Consider the following 26,719-nt stretch of genomic DNA (forward strand, 5'->3'; position numbering starts at 1 on the left):
ATGGAGTACTCGCGGATCCTTGCCGGAGAGGCGGGACCCCTCCCCGCCTTCTCGAAGGTCATCGAGGCGCTCGAGAACTACGAGGAGTTCCCCTTCCTGCTCGAACCCATCTACCGTGAGGTCTCGGAACTCGAGGACGACGACCTCGACCGCTTCCGGTTCGGCCTCGTCCGCCTGCAGGTCTACGCGGACATCCACCGCTACGAGGACATGGAGGCGGCCCAGCGGATGAAGTACGTCGCGACGACACTCGAACGGATGCTCTTCGGGAGGCTCCTCCTCGAGGGCGAAGAGGCCGGCGGCAAGCAGTGCTGCTGAGCGGGACGGTTCAGCCTTTCAAGGTCACCTTCCTGGGGCATCCAGGTTCGCGACAGCACCATGAGCCGGTCGGCCAGAGGTGCTACGCCGGGACGGACGACGCGGACGCCTGGGACAATACAGGCATCGTACTTCGGAACCTGATAGATAGAGGATTTCGAATAACCCTCTACCATTTTGGCGTTCGCCAGGAATATGCGACGCCCCTCCGGGTGAGAACAGTGGTTTGATCGACCGGGCTGTCTTTCGTCCCTGACTTCCCGGAAGGTAAGGCCGTGAACCATGGTGTCCTGAAAACGATTCTTTCATCCGGTCATGTTATGCAGGATATCCACAGATTGGCTGAATTTCAACCGTTCTAATCGGATGTCCATGTGCGTAAAAATCAAGCGCATCATCAACCCGGATTCCGTAAAATATCGGAGAATATAAGATTTTACGGATTCTGGATGTGTCTGCGCATATCGATCGGGAACCCGGGCTATAATAATTAATAGTAATATTTATAGCACGGTACATGGACTTTTTGGTAAAGTAATCGACATCATGACCGATGCTACATATTGACCCGAAATAACGTGAGTGAAGGGTCAATACCTATGGATTCGAAGGGGCCTGATGTGACAGGTCGGCAGAACAACACACCTTCTGCAGAACGGTCATTGCCGGCTCCGCACAACAAAAGGGTTACAAATGGCTCAACTGGAACATATCGAAGCAATCGAAAAACGGCTCTGGAACGCGGCAGATACATTGCGGGCGAACTCGAACTACGCAAGCAACGAATATTTCCTGCCTGTTATGGGCCTGATCTTTCTGCGGCACGCATACAGCCGGTTTCTCGCGGTGAAAAAGGACGTTGAAGCCAACCTTCCCACGCGTGGCGGGAAGACCCGGGCGCTGACCAAGGAAGACTTCTCCCAGAAGAGCGCCATCTTTCTGCAGCCGAAGGCACGGTTCGACCATCTCGTTTCCCTCACCGACAGCGACGATCGCGCGAGAGCCATCATCGAGGCGATGGAGTCTATCGAGGGCGACTACGCCAACCTCCGGGGAGTTCTCCCCAGGAGCGAATACCAGGAACTGGAGAACAGTGTGCTCGGTCAGCTCCTCCGCACGCTCAACCCCGACGAACTCAGGCATGTCTCCGGGGATGTGTTCGGCCGCATCTACGAGTACTTCCTCACCCAGTTCGCCGACCAGAAAGCCCACGACGGTGGCGAGTTCTTCACGCCGGTCTCGCTGGTCTCGCTCATCGCCAACATCCTCGAACCCGAAGGCGGCACCGTCCTGGATCCGGCCTGCGGCTCGGGCGGCATGTTCGTCCAGAGCGCCCGCTTCGTCGAGCGCCGCCACGAGAACCCGGTCGATAGACTCACGTTCTACGGGCTCGAGAAGAACGCCACCACCATCCGCCTGGCGAAGATGAACCTGGCCGTCCACGGCCTCGAGGGCGATATCCAGAGGGTCATCACGTACTACGAGGATCCTCACGAGTTGCTGGGCAAGGCCGACTTTGTGATGGCCAATCCTCCGTTCAACGTCGATGAGATCGACGCGGACAGGGTCAAGAGAGATCCGCGCCTTCCTTTCGGCCTGCCGGGGGTTAACCAGAAGGGCAAGGTCTCCAACGGCAACTATGTCTGGATCAGTTACTTCTACAGTTACCTGAACGAGCGCGGGCGGGCGGGCTTCGTCATGTCATCCCAGGCCTCCAGCGCCGGGCATGCAGAAGCCGGCGTCCGGCAGAAACTGATCGAGACGGGCGATGTGGAGATCATGGTTGCCATCCGCTCCAACTTCTTCTATACCCGCTCCGTGCCGTGCGAACTCTGGTTCCTCAACCGCGACAAGCCCGAGGAGTATCGTGATGCGGTGCTGATGATCGACGCGCGGAACATCTACCGCAAGGTCACCCGCAAGATCTACGACTTTTCCCCTGAGCAGGAGCAGAACCTCCTCGCGATCGTCTGGCTCTATCGCGGCCAAACCGAGAAATACCTCAATCTCGTGGCAGGCTGCTGCCGGCGCATGCTGGATGAAGGGGAGGGGTGTTTCACTGCCAGGGACGATGACGGCGAAGAGATCGAGCCGCTCCCGTCTTTCATTACCTCTCTGGATGCACTGCGAGAGGCGGTTGGGCCGTTCCTCTCGACCCTTCCCGGCGACGCCCCCCACGCCGGGGCACTCAAGGAACTCGAAGATGCGATGCCTGTGTTCAAGGGCGACGTGGAGAGGTTCCAAAAAGCGGTCTCCAGGCAGCGGACGGCGTGGCAGGGGCAGAAGACCACCAACGGCGAGCTCAAGAAGGCGGTCGACCGTCTCGCTCCGCTGGCCGGGTGCAGCCGCGACCTGATCAAGCAGAGCGATCTCCTCTATAAACTCGCCTGCCGCCTCATCGAGACCTGCGAGAACGAGTGCAACGCCCGGGACAGCGACGCGTGGGTAGGCCGCGAGCTCGCCCGCGCCCGGAAAGCTGCCGACGAGGCCCGGCAGGTGGCCGTCGAGCAGCTCAAACAGGTGCGCTACTTCTGGCGGCAGGCGCACTGGCTGACCGAACGGTTCCCCGAAGCGAAACTCTGTGATGTCGCAGGGCTGGTCAGACTGGTGGACCGGGCCGAGATCGAGGCTAACGACTGGTCGCTGACACCCGGCCGTTACGTGGGCGTCGCCCCCGAGGAGGAGGACGAGAACTTCGACTTCGAGGAGGCGCTCCGCGAGATCCACGTGGAACTGGAAGACCTCAACACCGAAGCGGTGCGGCTGGCGGCGACGATCAAGAAGAACTTCGAGGAACTGGAGATATGACGGCTTCGAACCTGCCGGAGGACTACGGCTCGCTGCTTCTCGAAGTCAAAGAGCGCATTCGTGCCGGCCAGTACCAGGCGCTCAGGGCGGTCAACAAAGAACTGATCACTCTGTACTGGGATATCGGCAGGATGATTGCCCTAAGACAGGAGTACGAAGGGTGGGGCAGGTCGGTAGTCGAACGGCTGTCAGACGACCTTCAGCTGGAGTTTCCCGGGATCAAAGGCTTTTCAGTCCAGAACCTCTGGTATATGCGGCAGTTCTACCAGGAATACCACGACAACGAAAAACTCCAACCACTGGTTGGAGAAATCAGCTGGAGCCACAACCTCGTCATCATGTCGCGGTGTAAAGACCCACTGGAGCGCGAGTTCTACATCCGCATGACCCGCAAGTTCGGCTGGTCAAGGAGCGTGCTCGTCCACCAGATCGAGAACAGGAGTTACGAAAAGACGCTCCTCGGCCAGACCAACTTCGATAAGGCGCTCACGCCGGAACTGCGGGCGCAGGCAAAACTCGCGGTCAGGGATGAGTACACCTTCGATTTCCTGGAACTCGGAGAGGAGCACTCCGAGCGCGAGCTGGAGCGTGCCCTCATTGGCCGGGTCGAAGACTTCCTGCGGGCCATGGGCGGGCTGTTTGCGTTCGTCGGAAGCCAGTTCCGGTTGGAGGTCGAGGACAGGGAGTACTTCATCGATCTGCTGCTGTTCCACCGGCGGCTCCGCTGCCTGGTGGCCATCGAACTGAAGATCGGAGAGTTCCAGCCCGAGTTCGTCGGCAAGATGCAGTTCTACCTGGCCGCCCTCGACCACCGGGTCCGTGAGGAGGGCGAGAACCCTTCCATCGGCATCATCCTCTGCAAGGAGAAGAACCGCACCATCGTCGAGTACGCCCTGCAGTCCTCCACCTCGCCCATCGGCGTCGCCACCTACCGGACGGTCAGGGAACTGCCCCGGGAACTCCGGGACCAGCTCCCCGGCCCGGAGGAGATTGCGAGGCTGCTGGAGGATGGGGAATGAGGGGTGGTTGGTTTGACAGGAGGGTGCAACTGGCGGCAATGGGCAGGGAGAACTGTGAAGGGGTGAAGGTATGAGTACAGCCCCGAGGCGTCGACCAGGATGGCAGTCGGCAATCCTGCAGGACCTCGTCTTCTTCCAGCGTGGATATGATATCACAAAGGCGGAACAGAAGCCGGGCAATATTCCTGTGGTGTCGTCTTCTGGTGTGAATAGTTACCATTCCGAGGCAAAGGTGGACGGGCCAGGAGTGGTAATAGGTCGTAAAGGATCGCTTGGGACAGTCCATTATGTTGATGGGCCTTACTGGCCGCACGATACGACACTATGGAGCAGAGACTTCAAGGGCAATCTCCCACGATTTGTCTTTTACTTCCTGCAAACGTTGGGACTTGAGCGTTACGACGTAGGGAACTCAAATCCCACACTGAACCGGAATCATATTCACAGGCTGGACATCCTGCTGCCGGAGTATCAGATCCAGGAACGAATCGTGGAAGTGCTTTCCGCCTACGACGACCTCATCGAGAACAACCGACGGCGGATTCAGCTGCTGGAAGAGGCGGCGCGGCTGCTCTACCGGGAATGGTTTGTCAACCTCCGTTTCCCCGGCCACGAGCATGTTGCGATCAAAGACGGCGTGCCGGAGGGGTGGGAGAAGAAGACACTGGTGGAGATCGCTGCAACAAATGTCGAGAGTTATAAGGCTAGTGCATTACCTGATATAATTAATTACATCGACATATCGTCGGTAAAACAAGGTCGGATAATTAACAAGAACACAATGCCGTCCTCTGAAGCTCCAGGACGGGCACGCAGGAAAGCAAGGCCAGGGGATATAATCTGGTCCAATGTTAGACCAAATCTTCGTGCTTTTGCATTGATCCCCGATCCCGAAGAGAACGATGTTTTTTCGACAGGATTCACGGTAATATCGCCCATAACCGTTCCTTTTACGTACCTGTACTTATTTGTCACAACGGATGAGTTCGTCGGACACCTTGTAAACCATACTACAGGAGCAAGTTATCCGGCGGTACGACCAGAAGATTTTGAACGAGCGATAGTGCTTGTTCCACCAAAACAGATGCTAGAACTCTTCAATGAAAAGGCAGAGCCAATTTACAAGTTCATTTCAGTATTAGAAGAGGAGATGAAACTGCTCGCGCAGGCCCGCGACCTTCTCCTCCCCCGCCTGATGAACGGAGAGATTGCTGTATGAGTGAAACCGTCTTCACTAAAGTTGACTATGACCTCAACTCGCTGGTCAAGTACATTGAACTCGGCGAGATCGGCCTGCCTGATATTCAGCGGCCGTTTGTATGGAAAAATGCGAAGGTACGAGATCTCTTTGATTCCATGTACCGTGGCTACCCCGTGGGATATCTGCTGCTGTGGCGCAGTGGTCTAGCCGATGACCGGCCTATCGGGACGGATGTCAAGCAAAAACCGCCGCGGTTGGTGATCGTGGACGGTCAACAGCGGCTCACCTCGCTCTATGCGGTGGTCAAAGGTGTGCCCGTTGTCAGAGAAAACTATGACAGTGAGCAGATCTGCATCGCCTTCAACCCGCTGGAAGAGCGGTTTGAGGTCGTTGATGCGGCTATCCGGCGGGATAAAGCGTTTATCCCGGACATCTCACGAATATGGAGCAATGACACCGACATCTTCGAGGTGGTCGATGACTACCTTGAAGGACTGCGAACCTCGCGCGAGGTGACGGAAGAAGAAACCAAGCGCATCAAAAAGGCCATCTCAAAGTTGCAGTCATTGACGACCTTCCCTTTCACAGCATTGGAATTAGCGGCGGATATCTCCGAAGAAGATGTCTCAGACGTTTTTGTGCGCATCAATAGCAAGGGCACTCCGCTCAACCAGGCCGATTTCATCTTGACACTGATGTCCGTGTTCTGGGACGAGGGGCGGGCTGAACTGGAGCGCTTCTGCCGTGAAGCGCGTCAGCCCACCAGGGGCACGGCTTCACCGTTCAACTACTTCATCGAGCCGGACCCGGCCCAGTTGCTGCGTGTCAGTGTCGGGGTGGCGTTCAAACGTGCACGTTTGCAGTATGTATACTCTATCCTGCGGGGGAAGGATCTGGAGACAGAGCGGTTCAGCGACGAACGTCGGATAGAACAGTTTGACAGGCTCAAAGACGCTCAATCACGTGTACTCAATATCCAGTACTGGCATGATTTTTTGAACTGCATCCGGCTTGCGGGTTTCCGTAGCGACAAGATGATCAGTTCTCAGAACAACCTGCTGTTCTCATACATCCTGTACTTGATTGGCCGCACGGAGATCGGGGTTGAGGAGTTTACCCTTCGCAAGACGATCGCGCAGTGGTTCTTTATGTCAGCGGTGACCGGGCGGTACACGGGATCGCCGGAGTCAGCGCTGGAATCCGACTTGGCCCGACTGCGGGATGTAGACAGCCCTGAGATGTTCGTCAGCCGCCTTCAGAACATCTGCGACATTTCCCTGACCAACGACTTCTGGGCCACTACACTGCCAAACGACCTGGCGACATCATCACCGCGCAGTCCGTCACTGTTTGGATACTACGCCGCCCAGGTCCTGCTTGACGCTCGGGCATTGTTCTCCAATGCTCGAGTAGGGGACCTATTGGATCCGGCTACCCATGCGAGTCGCTCGGCCGTCGAACGGCATCACCTTTATCCAAAAGGTTATCTGGCTACCCTGAACGTCACAGATACGCGCGAGACCAATCAGATCGCCAACTATGCCTACGTCGAATGGGGAGATAACAATAAAATAGCAGATCGGGCCCCGGCGGGCTACCTCCCGCAGTTGAGGGCACGCTTTACCCATCCCGAACTGGCAGATATGTATCATTACCATGCCCTGCCGGAGAACTGGGAGCAGATGGATTATCATACGTTTCTTGAACAACGGCGAGAACTGATGGCGCAGATCATTCGCGAGGGTTATCAGAGGCTGGTCGTTGGAAATGAGTCGAAACCCAAGACAGAGGCGTTTGATCTGTCCTTTATAATCGATTACGGCGAATCAGAATCAGTAGAGTTCAAGGCAACCCTGCGCACCAACCTGCATACCGGTGCAACGGACACGCGGATGGAGATGGCGGTGCTGAAGACATTGGCGGGTTTCCTGAATACTGGCGGAGGCACACTAGTCATCGGCGTGCTTGACGATGGTACACCGCTGGGCCTTGGAGCCGATGGGTTCCCAAGCGAAGACAAGATGAGTCTGCACCTTGTCAACATCGTCAAGGCACGAATCAGCCCGCAGGCCTTGACAGCCATGCACATGCACTTTGAGGATTATGACGGAGAACGCGTGATGGTCATACGCTGCCAGAAGTCACCGGCCGCTGTTTTCGTGAAGGATGGCGAACACGAGCGCTTCTATGTGCGTACCGGTCCTTCCACAACCGAGTTGAAGGCGAGCGAGACTCAGGACTACATCAAGCAGAGGTTCGACAGGTGACCACTGGCGCTTACACCGAGGACACCCTCGTCCAGCAGACCACGGCCGAATACCTAGAGCAGCACCTCGGGTGGGACTCGGTGTACGCCTACAACAACGAAGACTTCGGGCCGGAGAGCCTCCTCGGCCGCTCATCCGACCGGGAAGTCGTCCTGACGCGCTACCTCCGGGAAAAACTGGTCGAACTGAACCCCGGCCTCACCCGCGAGGCCTACGACGACGCCGTCCGGCAGATCATCGCGACATCGGGCACACAGTCGATGGCGGCGACGAACCGCGAGAAGTACGACCTCGTCCGCGACGGTGTCCAGGTCACGTTCCGTAACGACAGGGGCGAGCGGGTGCGGCAGCGCCTCCGGGTCTTCGACTTCGCCGAACCCGAGAAGAACCACTTCCTCTGCGTGCGGGAGTTCTGGGTCCGGGGTGACCTCTATCGCCGGCGGGCCGACATCGTCGGGTTCGTCAACGGCCTGCCGCTGCTCTTCATGGAGTTGAAGAACGTCCACCGGGATATCCGGGCGGCCTACGAGCAGAACTTCAAGGACTACAAGGACACGGTGCCGCACCTCTTCCACCACAACGCCTTCGTCGTGCTCGCAAACGGCGTGGACGCGAAGATCGGTTCGGTGACCAGCCGCTTTGAGCACTTTCACGAGTGGAAACGCCTTGCAGAAGACGAACCGGGCGTGGTGGAGATGGAGACCCTGCTCAAGGGGGTCTGCGAGAAGAAGAACTTCATGGACCTCTTCGAGAACTTCATCCTCTTCGACGATCCCCTCGGCGAGCCGAAGAAGATTCTCGCCCGCAACCACCAGTTCCTCGGCGTCAACCGCGCCATCGAGGCGGTAAAGGACCGCAAGAACCGCCAGGGCAAACTCGGCGTCTTCTGGCACACCCAGGGGGCGGGCAAGAGTTACTCGATGGTGATGCTCACGCGGAAGGTTCACCGCAAACTCGGCGGGAACTACACGTTCCTCGTGCTGACCGACCGCGACGACCTGGATACGCAGATCTACAAGACGTTTGCCAGGTGCGGCGTTGTGGATAACGACCGCGACCCCTGCCGGGCGGCGAGCGGCGACCACCTCAGCCGCCTGCTCGCGGAGCACAAGTCGTACATCTTCTCGCTCGTTCAGAAGTTCAACCGGGAAGTCGAACCGGAGCAGCCCTACAGCCCGCGGGACGACGTCATCGTCATCACGGACGAGGCGCACCGGACGCAGTACGGGACCCTGGCGCTGAACATGCGCAACGCCCTCCCCAATGCCAGTTACATCGGGTTCACGGGGACCCCGCTGATGAAAGACGACGAGATCACGCGGCGGGTCTTCGGAGACTATGTCTCGACGTATGACTTCCAGCGTGCAGTCGACGATAAAGCCACGGTTCCGCTGTATTACGACGCCCGGGGCGACAAACTCGGCGTGACCGTAGGCGACCTGAACGAGCGGATCGCCGGGGTGCTCGAAGAACTGGAGATGAATGACATCGACGTGGAGCAGCGGCTGGAGCGGGAACTCAAGCGCGACTACCACATCATCACCGCCGAGAGAAGGCTCGACCAGGTAGCCCGCGACTTCGTCAAGCACTATTCGACGGCCTGGGAAACCGGCAAGGCGATGCTGGTCTGCATCGACAAGGTGACCTGCGTTCGGATGCACGGCCTTATCAGCACCTACTGGAAGAAACGCATCGCCGATCTGGAGGGCGAGATCGCCCGAACGACCGACGTGCAGGAGGAGATCTATCTGCGGCGGCAGATCGAATGGATGCGCGAGACCCGCATGGCGGTCGTGATAAGCGAAGAGCAGGGCGAGGTAGATACGTTCCGCAGGTGGGACCTGGACATCACACCGCATCGCCGTCTGATCAAGGACGGGATCGACCTGCCGGAGTTCATGCGAAAGCGGCCACAGTTTCGCAACATGCAGAGAATGGCACTCGACGATGCCTTCAAGGAAGGAGAGCACCCGTTCCGGATCGCGATCGTCTGCGCGATGTGGCTGACTGGATTCGACGTCCCGAGCCTCTCCACGCTGTATCTCGATAAGCCGCTCAAGGCGCACACGCTGATGCAGGCCATCGCCCGGGCCAACCGCGTGAACGAGGGCAAGAACAACGGCCTGATCGTGGACTACTGCGGCATCCTCAAGAATCTGCGCAAAGCCCTGGCAACATTTGCAGGAACCGGGGAGGGAAGAGAGATCGAACCCGCGAGGCCCGACGGAGAACTGCTGGCCGATCTCAGCGAGGCGACCGGGCTTGTCCGGACGTTTCTCGCCGAACGCGGCGCATCACTCGACAACATCATCTCATGGACGGGCTTTGCGCGGAACGCAGCCATCCTTGCCGCCAAGGAAGCGGTCAATGAGAACGACAAGACGCGCAAACGATTCGAAATCATGTGCCGGGCGGTCTTCACGAAGTTCAAGGCATGCATCAACGTAGAGGGGATCAACGCTCATCGAAGGGATCACGACGCAATCACCATCGTTTACCGGAGCCTGCAACAGGACCGCGACAGGGCGGATGTCTCCGAGATCATTCGCCGGCTGCACGAGGTGGTCGATGAAGCGATTGAAACCCGGTCGGATAGCGTTACTGAAGAGACCGCACCGTACGACATCAGCAAGATCGATTTCGACCGGCTCCGGCAGGAGTTCGAACGGAGCCCGGCAAAACGCACACTCGTACAGGATCTCAAACAGGCCATCGATAAACGACTCCTGCGACTCCTGCAGCAGAACCCGTTACGCACGGATCTTCAACGACACTACGAAAAGATCGTAGCCGGATACAACCGGGAGAAAGATCGAGTCACCATCGAGAAGACATTCGAGGCCCTGGTGCAGTTCATAAACCAGATGGGAGAGGAAGAAAGCCGGGCTTTTCGTGAAGGGCTTGACGAGGAGTCACTGGCCATCTTCGACCTCTTAACGAGGCCGGATCTCTCGCCCACTGAGATCCAGCGCATCAAGAACGTGGCCGTCGAACTGCTCAAAACCCTCAAAGCAGAGAAACTTCGCATCGATCACTGGCGCGACAAGGAAGCCACCCGCGACGCCGTACGGCTTGCCATCCGTGATTTCTTGTGGAGCGACTCAACGGGCCTACCTGTAGATCACTACACTGAAGACGACGTAGAGGCCAGAGCGGACGATGTATACCGTCATATATACCGTGCTTATCCTACAATCCCATCACCGTTCTACGAAAAAGAAGCAACGGCATGAACCTGGGAAAAACGCTGCTCGGATCGGACTGACCCGGCAGCCGCACTTTGCTAAAATGTTTGAGGCCGTCCTCAGGGGACAAAACATCGATTTCCCTTCGCAACCTGACGATTACTCAAACTCCGGATGTTCCATCCATCGTCCTTCGCGTTCTTCGCGTGAGGCTCTATCCTCCCAACGGTTCCGAAAAAAAAGAGTTTCAATACGTCGCCAGGTACCGCTCAAGTTCCCAGGGGTGGACTGTCGTCCGATAGGCATCCCATTCGGCCTGTGCGACGTTCGTGAGCGCCTCGACGACGTGGGAACCGAGCGCCCGGCAGATGAGGTCGTCGGCGAGCAGGGCCTGGTGGGCCTCGGCAAGGTCGGCGGGCAGCGTCTCGATCCCGGCACACCGCCGGTCATCGGTTGTCATATGGTAGATGTTTCTGTCGACCCCGGCCGGGGGCTCGATCTTCTCCCGGACGCCCTCCATCCCGGCGGTGAGCATCGCGGCGAAGGCGAGGTAGGGGTTGCAGGTGGGGTCGGGGCTGCGGAACTCGACCCGGGTGCTGTTCCCGCGCGGTGTCGGGACCCGGACCAGGGCCGAACGGTTGCCGGCGCTCCAGCTGACATAGCAGGGCGCCTCGTAGCCGGGGACGAGCCGCTTATAGGAGTTGATCGTCGGGTTCGCGACCCGGGTAATGGCCCGGGCGTGTTTGAGCAGCCCCCCGATGAAGTGCATGCAGGTCTCGGAGAGCTGCAGGGATGTGTCGGGGTCGTAGAACGCGTTCGCCCCGTCTTTTGCGAGCGAGCAGTTGGTGTGCATCCCGCTCCCGCAGATGCCGTAGATCGGCTTCGCCATGAAGGATGCGTGCAGGCCGCGCATCAGCGCCATCGTCTTGACCGCGAACTTGAAAGTGATGACGTTGTCGGCGGTGTGGAGGGCGTCGCTGTACTTGAAGTCGATCTCGTGCTGACTCTCGGCAACCTCGTGGTGGGACGCCTCGATCTCGAACCCCATCTCCGTGAGGGCAATGATGATCTCGCGCCGGACGTCCTCGGCAAGGTCGGTGGGGGCGAGGTCGAAGTAGCCGCCGACGTCCTGGAACTGCGTCGTCGGCCGGCCGTCGAGCATCCGGAAGAGGAAGAACTCCAGTTCCGGCCCGGTGTTGAAGACGTAGCCGTCCTTCGCCGCGTCCTCCATCACCCGCCGGAGGACGTAACGCGGGTCGCCCTCGAACGGCCGGCCGCTGGCCATGTAGACATCGCAGACGAAGCGCGCCTCCGCGTTCTCCTGGAAACGCCAGGGCAGGAGAGTGTAGGTGGAGAGATCGGGTTTGAGCACCATATCGGACTCCTCGATCCGGACAAACCCCTCGATCGACGACCCGTCAAACCCGATACCACCGGTCAGCGCCTTTTCCGCCTGTTTCACAGGGATAGCGACGTTCTTGGGCATGCCCAGGAGATCGGTGAACTGCAGCCGAAGGAATTTGACATTATCCTTTTCGATGCGCTCAAGCATCGCAGAAGTGGCATCACGGGACATGTGGAAGTCTACTTCTTTCCGATGAAATAAATACCTATTGACACCAATATACCCGAGCAGAGTTCTAAAACACAGCAACAGAACGTTGCTTACCGTGGTAACCATGTGCGGCATATTTGGTGTAATGGATAAGAGGCGCCAGGTGATGGACGGTTCCGGTATCCGGCAGGCCCTCTCCATGATGAACGAGCGCGGCAGCGGCGAGGGGGCGGGGTATGTTGCCTACGGCATCTATCCCGACTACCGGGACTGTTACGCGCTCCATGTCTTCCTCGACAATACCTGCGAGAGCAAAGCGGTCGTCGACGCAACACTGGAGCAGTGGGGGGCGATCGAGCACGACGAGGCGATCCCGACCTGCAACCAGCAAAACCTCCGGACGGCCTGCACTCCCTGGCGCTACTTCTTCAGGCCGGACGCCTCCCTCGCGCCGGGAAGCGCATCGCCCGAGAAGGACGTCGTCAAGAACCTCGTGATGCAGATCAACGGGTGCGTAAACGGTGCCGAGGTCGTCTCCTCCGGCAAGAACGTCGGGGTCTTCAAGGCCGGAGGATCCGGCGCGTGGCCCGAGGTCGTGGCTGACTACTACCGGATCGAGGACTACGAGGGCTACCTCTGGCTCGCGCACAACCGCTACGCGACGGCGAGCCCGGAGAAGTGGGAGCGGCCCGACCCGTTCAACCTGCACGACTGGAGCGTCGTGGAGAACGGTAAGACCACCACCTACGGGACCAACCGGCGCTACGTCGAAAGTTTCGGCTACAACTGCACGACTTCCACCGACAGCGAGGTCATCACCTACTTAATCGACCTTCTGGTGCGACGACACGGCCTCGATATCAACCTCGCCATCCGGGCCCTCGCGCCGCCCTACTGGGAGGAGATCGACCGGATGCCTGAGGCCGAGCAGAAGCTGAACCGCGCTCTCCGGTTCGCCTACGGCGCGGCGACGATGAACGGACCGTTCACTGTCGTGGCCGCGAGCCCCGACATGATGGTTGGGTTCACCGACCGGGGCAAACTCCGGCCGATGGTCGTCGGGGAGTGCGCCGACCGCCTCTTTATCGCAAGCGAAGAGTCGGCGATCCGGACCATGGAGCCGGAAGTCGAGTCGATCACGAGGCCGGCTGCGGGTGAGCCGGTGATCGGGAGGGTTGCCCCATGAGTGACTGCAACCTTGGCAGCATGCCGCTCCGGTACCGGGTCACGATCGACCGCGACCAGTGCATGGAGTGCGGGCGATGCGTCGATAACTGTTCCTATGGTGTCTTCCGGCAGGACGGCGATAAGATCCTGATCAACTCCCGGAAGTGCACCGCCTGTCACCGGTGCATCACCTACTGTCCCCGGGACGCCATCATGCTCGCAGAGCACCCCTGTGACTACCGGAGCCACCCGGTGTGGAACCAGCAGGTCAGGGAGTCGATCTACAACCAGGCCCGGACGGGGAAGATCATCCTCGCCGGGATGGGCAGCGTCGCGAACCTCCCGGTCATATTCGATCGCCTGATGCTGGACGCCTGCCAGGTCACCACGCCTCCCACCGACCCGCTCCGCGAGCCGGTCGAGCTCCGGACCTACCTCGGGAAGAAGCCGTCGAAGCTGGACTTCCGGCAGAAGGCGAACGGGGACGTCGAACTCGCCACGGAACTCACCCCGAACCTCATGATCGAGACGCCGATCCTGCTCGGTCACATGAGTTACGGTGCGATCAGCCTCAACGCCCATCTGGCAATGGCCCGGGCGGCACAAGAGGTAGGGACGTTCATGGGCACCGGGGAAGGCGGCCTGCATCCGGGTCTCTACCCCTACCAGGACCGCGTGATCGTTCAGGTCGCCTCCGGGCGGTTCGGTGTGAACGTCGATTACCTGAACCGCGGCGCTGCTATCGAGCTCAAACTCGGCCAGGGTGCAAAACCGGGCATCGGCGGGCACCTCACCGGCGAGAAGGTCAGTAAGGATGTCTCCAAAACACGGATGATCCCGCAGGGAAGCGACGCCATCAGCCCTGCGCCGCACCATGACATCTACGGCATCGAGGACCTTCCCCAGCTCGTCCGGTCCGTCAAGGAGGCGACGGGTTGGAAGAAGCCGATCTTCGCCAAGATTGCAGCCGTCAACAACAACGCCGAGAACGTGGCGGCCGTTGCCCGTTCCGGGGTGGACGCCATCGCTATCGATGGATTCCGGGGCGGCACGGGTGCTGCGCCGCGGGTCTTCCGCGACCACGTCGGCATCCCGATCGAGGTTGCCATCGCAACCGCCGATAAGGAACTCCGCAAGCAGGGGCTCAGGAATGAGGTCTCCCTTATCGCCTGCGGCAGCATCCGCGAGAGCGCGGACGTCATGAAGGCGATCGCCCTCGGTGCGGACGCGGTCTACATCGCCACCGCAGCCCTCGCGGCGATGGGCTGCCGGGTCTGCGGGAACTGTTACCAGGGCCTCTGCCCCTGGGGGATCGCCACCCAGCGCCAGGATCTCGTGGACCGCCTGAACCCCGACGTGGCCTCAAAGCAGGTCGCAAACCTGATCCACGCCTGGACGCTCGAGATCACCGAGCTGATGGGTGCGGCCGGGATCACCAGCATCGAGAGCCTGCGGGGCAACCGCGACCGGCTTCGCGGGTATATGCTTGATGCGGGCCTTCTTGACGTCCTCGACGTCAAGCCGATAGGAGCGTGAGCAGAATGGCAAAACAGATCACAATCGATGCGAAGGGAGTGGACTGCACTTCCTTAAACCAGCAGATCCGCGAGGCCCTGAAGGACGGCGCCGACGAGGTCGTCGTCAACAACGTCCTCGGCCAGCGGTTCATCGGCGACGGTCTCCGCGGGAACGCCACTATCTGCGTTCACGGTGTTGCGGGCGGCGACCTCGCCATGTTCATGAGCGGGCCGACCGTCGTCGTCCACGGGAACGCGGAGCACGCGCCCGGCAACACGATGGATTCCGGGAAGGTAGTGATCCATGGGAGCGCCGGCGATGCGGTGGCGCACAGCATGCGGGGTGGCAAGGTCTTCGTCCGCGGGGACATCGGCTACCGGGGCGGCATCCACATGAAGCAGTACGAGACGCAGCGCCCCATACTGGTCGTCGGGGGGTCCGCGCAGATGTTCCTCGGCGAGTACATGGCTGGCGGCCTCCTGATTGTCCTCGGTCTCGACGGGGTCATGAAAGCCCGCGAGATCGGGAGCGGGATCCACGGCGGGGAGATCGTCGTCCGCGGGGACGTGGACGACACCTGCCTCGCCGCAGGGGCAAAGAAGGTGCCGCTCACCGATGAGGACCGCGCACGGATTGTCCCGGTGCTCCGGGAATTTGCAGAAGACTTCGGGTTCGATCCCGAACCGCTGGTCAACGCGGATTACACCCGGATCGTCCCTGCGAGCGCACGGCCCTTTGCCGGGAAGTATACGTGGGAGTGATAGGCATGGAGATGAAGACTTACAAAGGCCTGGACGCCGAGGTCTGGGCTACGGGCCTCTGCTCCGGGTGCGGGGCCTGCGTGGCAGTCTGTCCGGCGGATGCCCTCCGGTTCGCCCCGGGGAACACCGATGCGCCGGTGAACATTGGTTACTGCAAGGCTGAGAACGACAGCGTGCCCTGCGGGGCATGCTACGCGGCCTGTCCCCGGGTCAACCTTGCGGGGCAGGGGAAGATGCTCGGGCCATACCAGGAGATCGTTGCGGCCCGGTCGGTATTCCCGGTTGAGCGGAAGCAGAGCGGCGGCGCGGTGACGGCAATTCTGGTCAATGCCCTCGATGAGGGGTTGATCGACGCGGTCGTCACGGTGACGAGAGACCCCTGGACGATGAAGCCGTCCTCAGCGGTGATCACCTCCTCAGAGGCGCTCGTCCAGCACGCCGGGAGCCGCTACTCCTGGTGGGTGCCGCTGCTTGCCTCCTTAAAGGAGGCAGTGGTCACCCGGAAGTACCGGCGGATCGCCGTCGTCGGCGTGCCCTGTGTGGCACGGGCGACGCAGATGATCCGGACGAGCGACCACGAACTCCTCCGGCCCTACGCGAAGGCGATCCGGCTCGTAATCGGCCTCTTCTGCACGGAGACCTTCGACTACGCGAAACTGGTCGAGGGAAGGCTGCAGTCCGATCGCAAGATCGAGCCCTGGGAGATCCGTCGCCTGGACATCAAGGGTAAAATGGACGTCTACCTGCAGGACGAGCGGCAGATCTCCATCCCGCTCGCCGACCTCGAAGGGTCCGTTCGGCCCGGGTGCCACGTCTGCACCGACTTCACGGCACTGAGCGCGGATGTCTCGGCCGGGGCCGTCGGGTCGCCGGATGGCTACACGACGCTCGTCATCAGGAACGATATCGGCAAGGGGTTCGTCGACCGGGCGGTCTGGCAGGGCAAACTCTCGACCGGCGGCAGTGTCGACCTCGCCGCTGTCGAGCGTCTGGCTGCGAAGAAGGCAGAGCGCCGGGCTGAATAACTCTTTTTTTTGACGATCCGGATACCCCGGTCCCGGAGATTCGAAGAGATCCCGCCCGGTGCGTCGTCGGAGAGCGATCGGCAGCAGGCAAGAGCTCACAGATAGAAGCGGATACCGTATGAGATTTGCAAAGAAGATTCCCCCTGCAGATGAGGGATTGAGGAGACAACTACTCTCCAGCGGGTGGAAACGGATCAAAGAGCCCACAAATCTCCCGGCTGCAACGTTGCTGTCACTGCCGTTTGCCTTCATGCTCGGGGCGATCACGCTGGCGATTACGTACGGGTTAGATCCTTCACTCTATGCTTTCGTAGGAGACGGCCAGCAGTTCTCGTTCACGATCTCTTTCGATCTCTCTACCCTGTTCTTTATCCTGGCGATCCCCCTGTTAATGGGCCTTCATGAAGGTATTCACGCCGTGTTCATCCCGAACGCCCTAACCTCAGATAACGTCTTCTGGGGGATCAATGGAGTATTCGGATTTGTCTTTACCACCGAGGAGATCAGAAAAGGGCGGTTTCTCATCATCTCCGTCATGCCCTACCTGGTACTCTCGGTGATGCTGCCGTATATCCTTTCAATCCCTGGCTGGCTCAACGGCTACACGGCATTCCTCTGTTTACTCAATGCTATGGGGTCCAGTGTGGACATTTTAACTGCAGGTCTTGTAGCCGTTCAGGCCCCCAAGGGTGCCACGATCATCAACAACGGTTTCGAAACATACTACAAGGCGACCGTTCCTCCCTCACGCGCCCAGGTATGTAGGGTCTTTTAGTCCGAACCATGCCCGGATCAGGTAGATCGATCACTCCGCGATCGCGCCGTTCCGGCCTCGACCCTCTCGCATAAGGAGAGGCAGGGAGAGTTACCCCGTTCCCTGCACGGCCTGCTCTGCTGCATACCCGATCCCGGTTGCAGTGATCGGGATGATGAGGTATCGCAGCCCGATCTGGGCCATGTAGGTGCCGGCGTCCATCCCCGAGAGGGGCAGAAGGATGACGGCGTCGAGCGCCCAGTTGATCAGGAGCCACACGCCGCCGAGCAGGGCGCCTTCCCGGACGAACCGGGCATGCACGCCCCTGAAGTAGACCAGGATGAGGAAGGTGCCGAGCGCGGCGGAGAAGACCAGCAGGACCGATTTTATCAGGAAGATGTCGTAGAGCGGCTCCCCCTCGGCCGAATAGAAGGGGACCGAGATGAGGAAGGGGGTGAGCCAGGTGAGGATGCCGAAACCGATGAGCCTCACGTATTTCGCTGTGCTCATACCAGGAGAATCGTATTCCGAAGGGATATACCAATCGGAATTGCGAGAGGAGCGGGATTGGGTCGAATTAATCCCCCGTGCGATCCTGCCCTCCTACCTCCCCGTCACCCTCTTGATCCGCGCAAGCGGCGACGACCGTTCCAGGAATGCCGAGAGGAACCCGGCAAACTCCTCGTCCCAGCACTCCGCACCGATCTTCACTGTCCAGCCCTGCTTCATCGAGCGGCGGACGTGCTTGCCGAGCGCGACGTCGAAGAGCGCCTTTGACCGGAGGAGGTCGACAGCCCGGGTGAACGGGCGGGCGATCTCCACCACGTAGCGGCCGTCCTCGACGTAGGGACCGGCGAAGACCTCCTCCTGGACATACTTCGCAAGGAACTTCTCCGCGTTCTCCCGTGACCAGACCGGCGGCCCGATATGCCGGCGCATCACAGGAACCTCCCCGGCCATCAACTCGAAGAGGATCACGCACCGCTCCTTTCCCATACAAACATCGATGCGGTTGGCCGAAAATCCGCTCCGCTCCAGGAGTTCCCGGACCGACTCAGCGGATTTCCGGAGCTGGGGCACCACCGTGTCGGGCGTGTAGTCCGGCGTCGCGAAGGTCATGGAGTAGAGATGCGTCCCCCGCGCGGAGAGGAGGCGGGAGAAGACCTCACCGGTGAGCGGCGGGGAGTTCGGCCGGCAGAAGAACGTCAGCGACGGCTCCGCAAGGTAGCCGCGGGCGAGCTCGACGAACTCGAACATCCGCGAGAGCGAGAGCGCCGCCGCCACGTTCCTCTCCGGGTCGACCGGGTCGATGACGACGAGCGGGTCCTCGAACTGCTTCGTCCCGTGCCGCTCGATATCGATCGTCTCTCCCGGCTTCCAGCGGGCGGCTGCCTCGATGAGCGCGTGAAACCCGCCGTAATGGATCGTCAGGATCTCGCAGAGGTAGCCGGAGAACCCCTCGGTCATGTGGTCCGACCCGTAAACCCCGCCTGCCTTTGCAAACTGCTTGCAGAGGAGGACGTCGTCGGCGTAGCCGCCGATGTGCGCGAGAATGTAGCGGGTGTGAAACGGCGTCCTGTCCACGGCGCTCTTGATCTCGGTGGCGCTCGCTACGGCATAGCAGGGGACGAGATCGATATCGAGCGAGTTGATCGTCGCGTTGAGGTAGGGGTGCTCCGCGTACTTCTCGCGCCAGGTCGCACCGAACTCCTCCGCGATCCGGCGGGCGAGAGAGAGGCCCTGTTCCTGGAGGTCCTCGCGGGAGAGCGCGGGGTCGAAGAGCATGAAGACGTCGAGATCCCGGTCGCCCCGGACGAAGGTGTCGCGGGCGACCGAACCCACCATCATCGCCTTTGCCATTCCCGACCGCTCCACCGCCTCGATCAGGCGCTCTCCCATCGCCCGGACGTAGGCCCGCTCCTCGGGCGTGGGGCGGATCCGTCCGAGCACCTCCTCCTCGCAGGGGCACCGGCTCAAAGTGGTACCTCCGCAAGGTCCTCGTAGATGGGCCCCCGGGGCATGAGCGTGCTCTTCTTGAGCCGGATGGTCTCCACCCGGCACCTGCCGAGCGGTTCGGGGGGCAGGCATTCGACCTCCCTGCACTGTGAGGGGTGGAACTCCTTGACACGGGCAAGGGTCGCGTGGGGGCGGAAGGGGCGGGTCTCGCGGGGAAAGCCGAACGGCGCGAGGAGGTCGTCCACCTGCCGGGCGAGGGCGGCGCTCTCGCCGGTGTCCGTGACGTCGCACCAGATCACCCGCGGGCGACGCGGCGGGTTACAGACCGCATGCCCGACCGTCATCTCGAAGGGACCGGCCCTGACGGCCCGGAGCGCCTCGACGATCGGCTCGATCTGCGCCGGCTCAACCTCCCCGAGAAATTTGACCGTGATGTGGAGGTTTGCGGGGTCGACGATGGCGAGCCTGCCCTCGGACCGTGCGAGGATATCCTGGGACTGCCGGGCTCTCTCGCGGATCTCCTCCGTCAGATCGATTGCAACGAACGTCCTGACCATATCACTATACTATCGCGTCTCACCCTAGAAAATGGTGATCGTCCGGCAGAGGCGCACCCGGCAAAACCGGGCGTACAGGCAGCGGAAATGCGAACCCGGCACGAGACACCGCTTCAATGCTCACCGGCATACCGGAGCGGACACCCGGCGATGAACGGCGCCCTCACACAAAATGGCAGAGGATATATCCCTCCGGAGTCAAAGTATTACGACCAATTCTGGGGGTAATCATCATTTCCTATACGGCACAATTTATCGTTTATACACTGGAATTTTGCCCGAACTGCGAGATTCTCAAAGAGTTCCTGGCCTCCAGGGGGGTCCCCTTTACCGAGTGCGACATGGCGTCCGCCGAGGGGCTGACAGAACTCCGGATGAACGGCGTATTCGTCCAGGAAGCGCCGGTGCTGCAGAAAGACGACACATTCTATACATCCGGCGATCTCTTTGCCGGCGGCGCGCTCCGGGAAGACCTTGTCGCCGACCTGATCGCGGGGGCATGAGGTTGGCGCGCAAATCGACGCAAACGACCATATTCGGGGAGTTTGTCCCCACTTTTCCGAAGGTCCGGACCTCGCGTGGCTTCCTCCTCGACTGGAACCGGGACCGGATCGTCAGGCAGATCATCGAGGAGACCCGGCTGGTCGAGACCTTCTACGGCTACCAGGGGGCCGACGAGGAGACGGCGCAGGATATCGCCCGACGGGTCGAGAAGAAGATCCAGATGCTGGGCCTCCAATCGCTCTCCGGCCCCCTGATCCGCGAGATCGTCAACATGACGCTCCTCGAACGCGGGCTTACGTCCTACCGCAACGTCTGCACCCGGGTGGGAACCCCGGTCTTCGACGCGCACCTCATCGACGTCGGGCGGGGCTTTGAGGCCCACGACAACGCCAACCTCCAGGAGAACGCCGAGACCTCGCACAAGAAGAAGGCGGACAAGATCAGCAAGGAGCAGTACCTCCTGCAGCTCCCTCCCGAGCTTGCGGACCACCACCTCCGCGGCGATCTCCACATCCACGACCTGGAATACTTCGGGACGCGCCCGTTCTGTATTGACGGAAGCACGGTTGTGCCCCTACGGATGGAGAACCGCACCGGGAGTGTTCGCCTCGACGAACTCCCGATCGACGGCGACGATTGGCTCCCACGGGACCTCTCTGCGCTCACCCCGAAGGGCTGGAGGCAGGTCAGGAAGGTGACCCGCCGGCGGGTGAACCCGGGCGAGATGCTCCGGATCCGGGCTTCAAGCGGACGGTCGCTGCTGGTCACCGGCGAGCACCGGATACCAGTGCAGGACGGTGATCGTATGGTCATCCGCCGTGCCGACGAGGTCCGGCCCGGGGACGCCCTCTACCGGATATCCAGGACCGATGCCGTCCGCGGGGAGACGATCGACGCGATCGATCTCGTCCGGGAACTGCCGGCATCGGTGCCGGCCCACCTCCTCGAGAACGTCTACGTCCGCGGTGCCGAAGGGATCTTTAGCCACGTGGTGCAGAGCGGGCAGGCCGCTTCATACGCCGAGATCTCGCAGACCCTCGGCGTCGAGCACCAGAAGCAGTGGTATACGCGCGGGATCATGCCGGTTGCTCTCTTTAGCGCCTTCTCTTGCCACTACGGGGTCGAAGAGTATGCCGGGGTCACGATCGGCGTTGCCGGGAGCGAGCACGAACTGCCCGCCCTTCTCACGCTGACACCGGAACTCATCCGGCTTCTTGGTTTCTTCGTCGCCGAAGGCAACTACAACGCCGCCCCGGCGGCCGGGCAGTACAACCTTGCGATCACCGAGAACGTCCAGGCCCCCGCCATCCAGGCCGCGGCATGCGCCGCCCTGAACACCTACGCAACGATTGCCGGCGGCACGCCCGATACCACGAACATCTACGGCATCGAGGTGGAACATAACCGGGCCCTGCAGGTCTACTTCGGCGGGAAGGCAGGCTACCTCCTCTTCCGCTACGTCTTCGGCATCCCCGAGGGAGCGGCGGGAAAACGCCTCCCCTGGATCGTCTACCACGTAAACGACGTCCTCCTTCACGAGTTCCTCTCCGCCCTCTTTACCGGAGACGGCTCGGCATACTACCGCCCGGAGAAGTCGGACTGCATCGTCAACTATACCACCACGTCACCGGCGCTCCGGCAGGAACTCGCTCTCCTGCTCACCACGCTCGGGATCTCCCCCCACATCGTCGAACTCTACGAAGGCGATACGGAGCGGCGGACCCTCTACCGGCTCCAGTTCAACGGGCGAAAGAATATCGAGACGTTTGCCCGGTATGCCACGTTCCTCGATGAGCGGCAGGACCACATCGACGGTTTCCTCTCTGCGGTGAAGGAGACCCGGACCATGGCGCGGGAAGAGACCGTCGTCGAGGTCGCTCCGGCGGAGCCCACCGGCGAGTACGTCTACGACCTCTTCATTGACGGCGACGGGAGCGAGGAGAGCCATACGTTCTACGCATCCGACGGCCTCCTCATCCACAACTGCCAGGACTGGGACCTGCGCTACTTCTTCTACTACGGCCTGATGCCCGACGGCAACGGGACGAAGGCATCGGTCGCCGGCCCGGCAAAAAGGGCCGAGGTAGCGGTCCTCCACGCGGTCAAGGCGCTCGGCTCCGCGCAGACGAACTTCGCCGGCGGCCAGGGCTACTACAACTTCCTGACGTTCATGGCGCCCTTCTTCGAGGGGATGGACTACGAGGAGATCAAGCAGCTGATGCAGATGTTCGTCTACGAGATGACCCAGATGATGGTCGCCCGGGGCGGCCAGGTGGTCTTCTCGTCGGTCCAGCTCTCTCCCGGCGTCCCCACCCTCTGGAAGGACAAACCCTGCGTCTACCGCGGCAAGGTCTGGGACGGAGAGCAGGCGCCGCTCCGGACCTACGGCGAGTTCGAGCGGGAGGTCCGGCTCCTCTTCAAGGCGCTGATGGAGGTGATGCTCGAAGGGGACTACTGGGGCAAGCCCTTCTCCTTCCCGAAGCCCGAGATCAGCATCGAGCCCGACTTCCTCGCCGAGAACGAGGAGTTCAACCGGGAACACCCCGACCTTCCCACCTACCACGACCTCTACCTGATGACGTTCGAGCTCGCGTCCAAGTTCGGCACCCCCTACTACGACAACCAGATTCCCGGCTACCGGGGCGCCGGGGAGGGGATCTCCTGCTACCAGTGCCTTGCAGGCGACGAACTGGTCCCGGTCGCCGACCACGATGGCAGGATCGTCGTCAGGGCGATCGGGGATCTCTTCGATACCGCGGCGAAGAACGGGCGACGGATCGACCCGTTCGGCACGGAACTCGCCTACTACGACGGGAAGGCCCCGAGCGTCGACTTCACCACCCTGGAAGCGTCGCTCCGCCCATTCCACGGCGTGATGCGCCAGCGCTACACCGGAGACCTCCTCCGGATAACCCTGGAGTCGGGGCGGCGGATCACCGTCACGCCCGACCACCCGGTCTATGCCCTGGAAGGCGGGAGATTCGTCAGAAAGACCGCAGGAGACCTCGATATCGGCGACTACCTGCCGGTCCTGAAGACGAGCGAGTTCTGCGAGAGCACGGTTGCGGAGATCGACGTTGCCGGGATCCTCACGCAGGCCGGCCACGCCGGTGCCGTCCGCGCCTCCGGAGATGGGGTGAATACCCGGGGCGCAAAACGCCCCGGTCTCCCCCGCACCCTCGCGGTCACCGGCGACCTCGCACGGTTCCTCGGGTACTACCTCGCGACAGGGTCGAGCGAGCATGCCGGGCGGCGCTATGCGGTCCGGCTCTCGTTTGAGGGAGACGAGTCCGGGGTTGCGGCGGACGCCGCCGCCTGTATCCGTGCTGCCTTCGGGTACGAGCCGCAGGTCCGCACGTCGGCGGCGGGGACCACCGTCGTCATCACCAGCAAACTCATCTACCTCCTGGTCGACGCCCTCGGGTGCGGGTCCACCGAAGGCGACAGGACGGTGCCCGACCTCCTCTTCAACCTCGACCGGACCCGGGTGGGCGACTACCTCGGCGCGGCCTTCCACGCGAGGACGACCTCCGGACGCCGTGCCCGGAGCATCAGGCTGAAGGCGGCCTCCCGGGATGCGGTCCAGAAGCTGGTCTGGCTCGCCAAAGGGATCGGCGTCCAGATGAGCTATGCCGAACGCGAGGCCCCGCAGAAGACCTACACCTGCAGGATCACCGCCCAGGCCCAGATCGACCGGTTCTCCGCAGAGACCGGGTGCCCGGCAGAGGTGCCGCTGGGCCGGCAGACCGATGGGACCTTCACGGACATTCCGACGAGCGGGCACGCTGCCGGGTGCACCGGGGTTGCCTGCGCAAGTAGATACCATGCCGGCGGGATGGACGGGCTCCAGGTCTCGCTCTATATCCCGCCCATCACCCGCGGGTCCGGGATAGAGCGGCTCGCCCGGGGAGACGTCCACCCGCTCCGCATCCGCTCGATCGAGCAGGTCGATCACGACGGCTACGTCTACGACCTCGTCGACGTCGCCGGCACCCATACCTTCTCGACCGCGCTCGGCATCGTGACCGGGAACTGCTGCGCTTACCAGTTCTCTTCCCTCGCCGACGAGGACGACGAGTTCGAGGACAAACTCTACTTCCGGGAGGGGAAGCACTTCTCGATGGGTTCCTGGCAGGTGATGTCCATCAACTGCCCGCGGGCGGCGTACAAGGCGGACGGCGACCAGGAACGGCTCTTTGCCGAACTGAAGTCCCTCATGGACATCGCCGTCGACCTCTACCGGATCAAGCGGCGGTGGATGTCCCTGATCCGGACGAACGGGCGGATGCCGTTTGCGATGCAACGCCCGAAGGACCCGAACACCGGCGAGCGCGGTGCGGTTGCCGTGGACCTCGAAGGCCTCGTCTACACCATCGGTGTCGTCGGTGTCAACGAGATGGTGCAGCACTTCACCGGCCACCAGCTTCACGAATCGAAGGAAACGTTCCGTCTTGCCGTCCGGGCGATGACCGAACTCGAGATGTACTCCCGTGAACTCTCGAAGAAGCACAACATGACGATCGCCCTCGCCCGCACCCCGGCGGAGACGACCGGCCAGCGGTTCGCGGTCGCCGACCTCCTCGACGAGCGGTTCCGGGACCACGCGATCAAGGTTGTCAAGGGCGACGCCGACAAAGCGCTCGATATGCTCGGCAAGACGCTCGACCTCCCCATCTACTACACCAACGGGACCCATGTCACCCCGTCGGCCCCGGTCCCGCTCACGAAACGGATCGAGATCGAGCATGTCTTCTTCCCGGTCGTGGACGGTGGGAACATCTTCCACATATGGCTCGGGGAGGCGCGTCCCGATCCCCGGGGGCTGATGGAGATGGCGATGAACCTCTGCCGGACGACCCAGATCGGCTACTTCGCCTTCACCCGGGACCTGACGGTCTCCCTCAAGGAGTACCGGGAATTAAAACCGGCCCGCCAGGACCGGGGAACCGGGGCAGGGATCTCTCCGGCGGCGGACCGGGCGGATGCCTGATCACAATCATACCTTTTTTGGCTTTCCAGGAAGATTCAGATAAGAACCGCCTGCCATGAGGCTACGGCGGTGGATGAGGCCACGAATGATCGATCTGACGACTCCATTTTTCGCCATCGACGTCGGCAGGGGCACCCAGGATATCCTGGTCTACGAGCCCGGCCGGACGATCGAGAACAGCATCAAACTGGTCCTCCCCTCCCCGACCGTGATCGTGGCGGGGAAGGTCCGGCAGGCAACCCGGGCCGGGCTCCCGATCTTCCTCGAGGGGTTCCTGATGGGCGGCGGCGCGAACACCGGCGCGATACGGGAGCACCTGGCCGCAGGCCTTCCGGTCTACGCGACGCCGGAGGCCGCCGGGACCCTCCACGATGACCCGGAACGGGTCCGGGCAATGGGTGTCGATATCCGGGCCGCTCCGCCGGGGGACGCGGTGAGGGTCCGCACCACCGACTACATGGAACCGGAACTCCGGCAGGCGCTCTCCCTCTTCGGCGTCGACTACCCGGAGAACGTTGCCGTAGCGGTCCAGGACCACGGCTACTCCCCGCACCGGAGCAACCGCATCCACCGGTTCGAGCTGATGCGGGAGCGGCTGGACGCCGGCGAATGGGACCTCACCTCGCTCGCCAGCGACCCCCCGCTCGCCGATATGACCCGGATGCAGGCAGTCCGGCGCCAGGCACCGGACGGGCTCGTCACCGATACCGGGCCGGTCGCCCTCATCGGGGCGCTCTGCGACCCGCAGGTCCGGCGCATGGCAATGACGGGAGTGACGCTCGTCAACGCCGGGAACGGACACACTCTCTGCTTCACCCTGAAAGGCAGGGAGATCCACGGGCTCTTTGAGCACCATACCGGCGCGCTCGACCCCGCAAAACTGCAGGATTACATCCGGCGGCTCGCCGACGGCACGCTGACCTCAGAAGAGGTCTTCGACGACGGCGGTCACGGGGCGGCGATCCGGAGGCCACTCAAGACCCGTGCCGTCGTCGTCACGGGCCCGAACCGGCTCCGGCTGCTGCCCGATGCCTACCAGGCGGCACCCTTCGGGGACATGATGCTCTCGGGGTGCTTCGGGCTCGCGTATCTCTGGAAGGTGTTACGGGAAGCGACGCTCTGAAAGAGCGGAGT

Annotated in this window: 18 protein-coding genes; 14 read left to right on the forward strand and 4 right to left on the reverse strand. The window is 61.5% G+C overall.

Going from position 1 to position 26,719, the window contains the following annotated elements:
* From BRA49_RS02280 to BRA49_RS02305, 6 genes are all read left to right on the forward strand, one after another.
* Positions 1-318: a hypothetical protein gene (locus BRA49_RS02280; RefSeq protein ID WP_292383088.1), complete on the forward strand. Its 318-nt coding sequence runs from the start codon at positions 1-3 to the stop codon at positions 316-318.
* Between the two features lie 693 nt (positions 319-1,011).
* Entirely contained in the window at positions 1,012-3,126 is a 2,115-nt protein-coding gene (locus tag BRA49_RS02285; protein WP_292383090.1) for an HsdM family class I SAM-dependent methyltransferase, read from the forward strand.
* Positions 3,123-4,145, forward strand: a complete 1,023-nt coding sequence (locus tag BRA49_RS02290) for a PDDEXK nuclease domain-containing protein (protein ID WP_292383092.1) — start codon at positions 3,123-3,125, stop codon at positions 4,143-4,145. The genes BRA49_RS02285 and BRA49_RS02290 overlap by 4 nt, the downstream gene beginning before the upstream one ends.
* 70 nt (positions 4,146-4,215) lie before the next feature.
* Positions 4,216-5,364 carry a restriction endonuclease subunit S gene (locus BRA49_RS02295; protein WP_292383093.1) on the forward strand — a complete coding sequence of 383 codons (1,149 nt, stop codon included), beginning with the start codon at positions 4,216-4,218 and terminating at the stop codon, positions 5,362-5,364.
* Positions 5,361-7,613, forward strand: coding sequence for a GmrSD restriction endonuclease domain-containing protein (locus BRA49_RS02300; RefSeq protein ID WP_292383095.1), 2,253 nt, complete (start codon positions 5,361-5,363; stop codon positions 7,611-7,613). The genes BRA49_RS02295 and BRA49_RS02300 overlap by 4 nt, the downstream gene beginning before the upstream one ends.
* A complete protein-coding gene (locus BRA49_RS02305) occupies positions 7,610-10,846 on the forward strand; it encodes a type I restriction endonuclease subunit R (RefSeq protein WP_292383097.1) in 3,237 nt (1,078 codons plus the stop codon). Before BRA49_RS02300 ends, BRA49_RS02305 begins: the two co-directional genes overlap by 4 nt.
* 199 nt (positions 10,847-11,045) lie before the next feature.
* On the opposite strand, the gene BRA49_RS02310 is transcribed toward BRA49_RS02305, so the two are convergent.
* Positions 11,046-12,374: a glutamine synthetase family protein gene (locus tag BRA49_RS02310; RefSeq protein WP_292383098.1), complete on the reverse strand. Its 1,329-nt coding sequence runs from the start codon at positions 12,372-12,374 to the stop codon at positions 11,046-11,048.
* A gap of 103 nt (positions 12,375-12,477) precedes the next feature.
* Here BRA49_RS02310 and BRA49_RS02315 point away from each other — a divergent pair, with 103 nt between their 5' ends.
* The 5 genes from BRA49_RS02315 (at position 12,478) to BRA49_RS02335 (ending at position 17,599) form a co-directional block, all read left to right on the forward strand.
* Positions 12,478-13,539 carry a hypothetical protein gene (locus tag BRA49_RS02315; protein ID WP_292383112.1) on the forward strand — a complete coding sequence of 354 codons (1,062 nt, stop codon included), beginning with the start codon at positions 12,478-12,480 and terminating at the stop codon, positions 13,537-13,539.
* Entirely contained in the window at positions 13,536-15,056 is a 1,521-nt protein-coding gene (locus BRA49_RS02320; protein ID WP_292383113.1) for a glutamate synthase-related protein, read from the forward strand. The genes BRA49_RS02315 and BRA49_RS02320 overlap by 4 nt, the downstream gene beginning before the upstream one ends.
* A 5-nt stretch (positions 15,057-15,061) precedes the next feature.
* Positions 15,062-15,799, forward strand: a complete 738-nt coding sequence (locus tag BRA49_RS02325) for a hypothetical protein (RefSeq protein WP_292383115.1) — start codon at positions 15,062-15,064, stop codon at positions 15,797-15,799.
* 5 nt (positions 15,800-15,804) lie between these two features.
* Positions 15,805-16,824 (forward strand): Coenzyme F420 hydrogenase/dehydrogenase, beta subunit C-terminal domain, encoded by a 1,020-nt coding sequence (locus BRA49_RS02330; RefSeq protein ID WP_292383116.1) that lies wholly within the window; start codon positions 15,805-15,807, stop codon positions 16,822-16,824.
* A gap of 118 nt (positions 16,825-16,942) precedes the next feature.
* Entirely contained in the window at positions 16,943-17,599 is a 657-nt protein-coding gene (locus BRA49_RS02335) for a DUF3267 domain-containing protein (RefSeq protein WP_292383117.1), read from the forward strand.
* 90 nt (positions 17,600-17,689) lie between these two features.
* On the opposite strand, the gene BRA49_RS02340 is transcribed toward BRA49_RS02335, so the two are convergent.
* The 3 genes from BRA49_RS02340 to thpR form a co-directional block, all read right to left on the reverse strand.
* Positions 17,690-18,088: a hypothetical protein gene (locus tag BRA49_RS02340; protein WP_292383118.1), complete on the reverse strand. Its 399-nt coding sequence runs from the start codon at positions 18,086-18,088 to the stop codon at positions 17,690-17,692.
* Between the two features lie 93 nt (positions 18,089-18,181).
* Complete coding sequence (gene cca, locus BRA49_RS02345) at positions 18,182-19,555, reverse strand: CCA tRNA nucleotidyltransferase (protein WP_292383119.1); 1,374 nt, start codon at positions 19,553-19,555, stop codon at positions 18,182-18,184.
* A complete protein-coding gene (thpR, locus tag BRA49_RS02350) occupies positions 19,552-20,091 on the reverse strand; it encodes an RNA 2',3'-cyclic phosphodiesterase (protein WP_292383120.1) in 540 nt (179 codons plus the stop codon). Before thpR ends, cca begins: the two co-directional genes overlap by 4 nt.
* Positions 20,092-20,432: 341 nt before the next feature.
* Between thpR and BRA49_RS13540 the strand changes: the two genes are divergently transcribed.
* The 3 genes from BRA49_RS13540 to BRA49_RS02365 all read left to right on the forward strand — a co-directional run bounded on the left by BRA49_RS13540 (position 20,433) and on the right by BRA49_RS02365 (position 26,708).
* The gene (locus BRA49_RS13540) at positions 20,433-20,594 is read left to right on the forward strand and encodes a hypothetical protein (protein ID WP_348531914.1); all 162 of its coding nucleotides are present in this window, start codon (positions 20,433-20,435) and stop codon (positions 20,592-20,594) included.
* The gene (nrdD, locus tag BRA49_RS02360; protein ID WP_292383122.1) at positions 20,591-25,585 is read left to right on the forward strand and encodes an anaerobic ribonucleoside-triphosphate reductase; all 4,995 of its coding nucleotides are present in this window, start codon (positions 20,591-20,593) and stop codon (positions 25,583-25,585) included. Before BRA49_RS13540 ends, nrdD begins: the two co-directional genes overlap by 4 nt.
* Positions 25,586-25,670: 85 nt before the next feature.
* Positions 25,671-26,708, forward strand: a complete 1,038-nt coding sequence (locus BRA49_RS02365) for a DUF1786 domain-containing protein (RefSeq protein ID WP_292383123.1) — start codon at positions 25,671-25,673, stop codon at positions 26,706-26,708.
* Positions 26,709-26,719: the final 11 nt, after the last annotated feature.

The sequence above is a fragment of the Methanoculleus sp. UBA430 genome (genome assembly GCF_002506585.1).
Taxonomy (GTDB): domain Archaea; phylum Halobacteriota; class Methanomicrobia; order Methanomicrobiales; family Methanoculleaceae; genus Methanoculleus.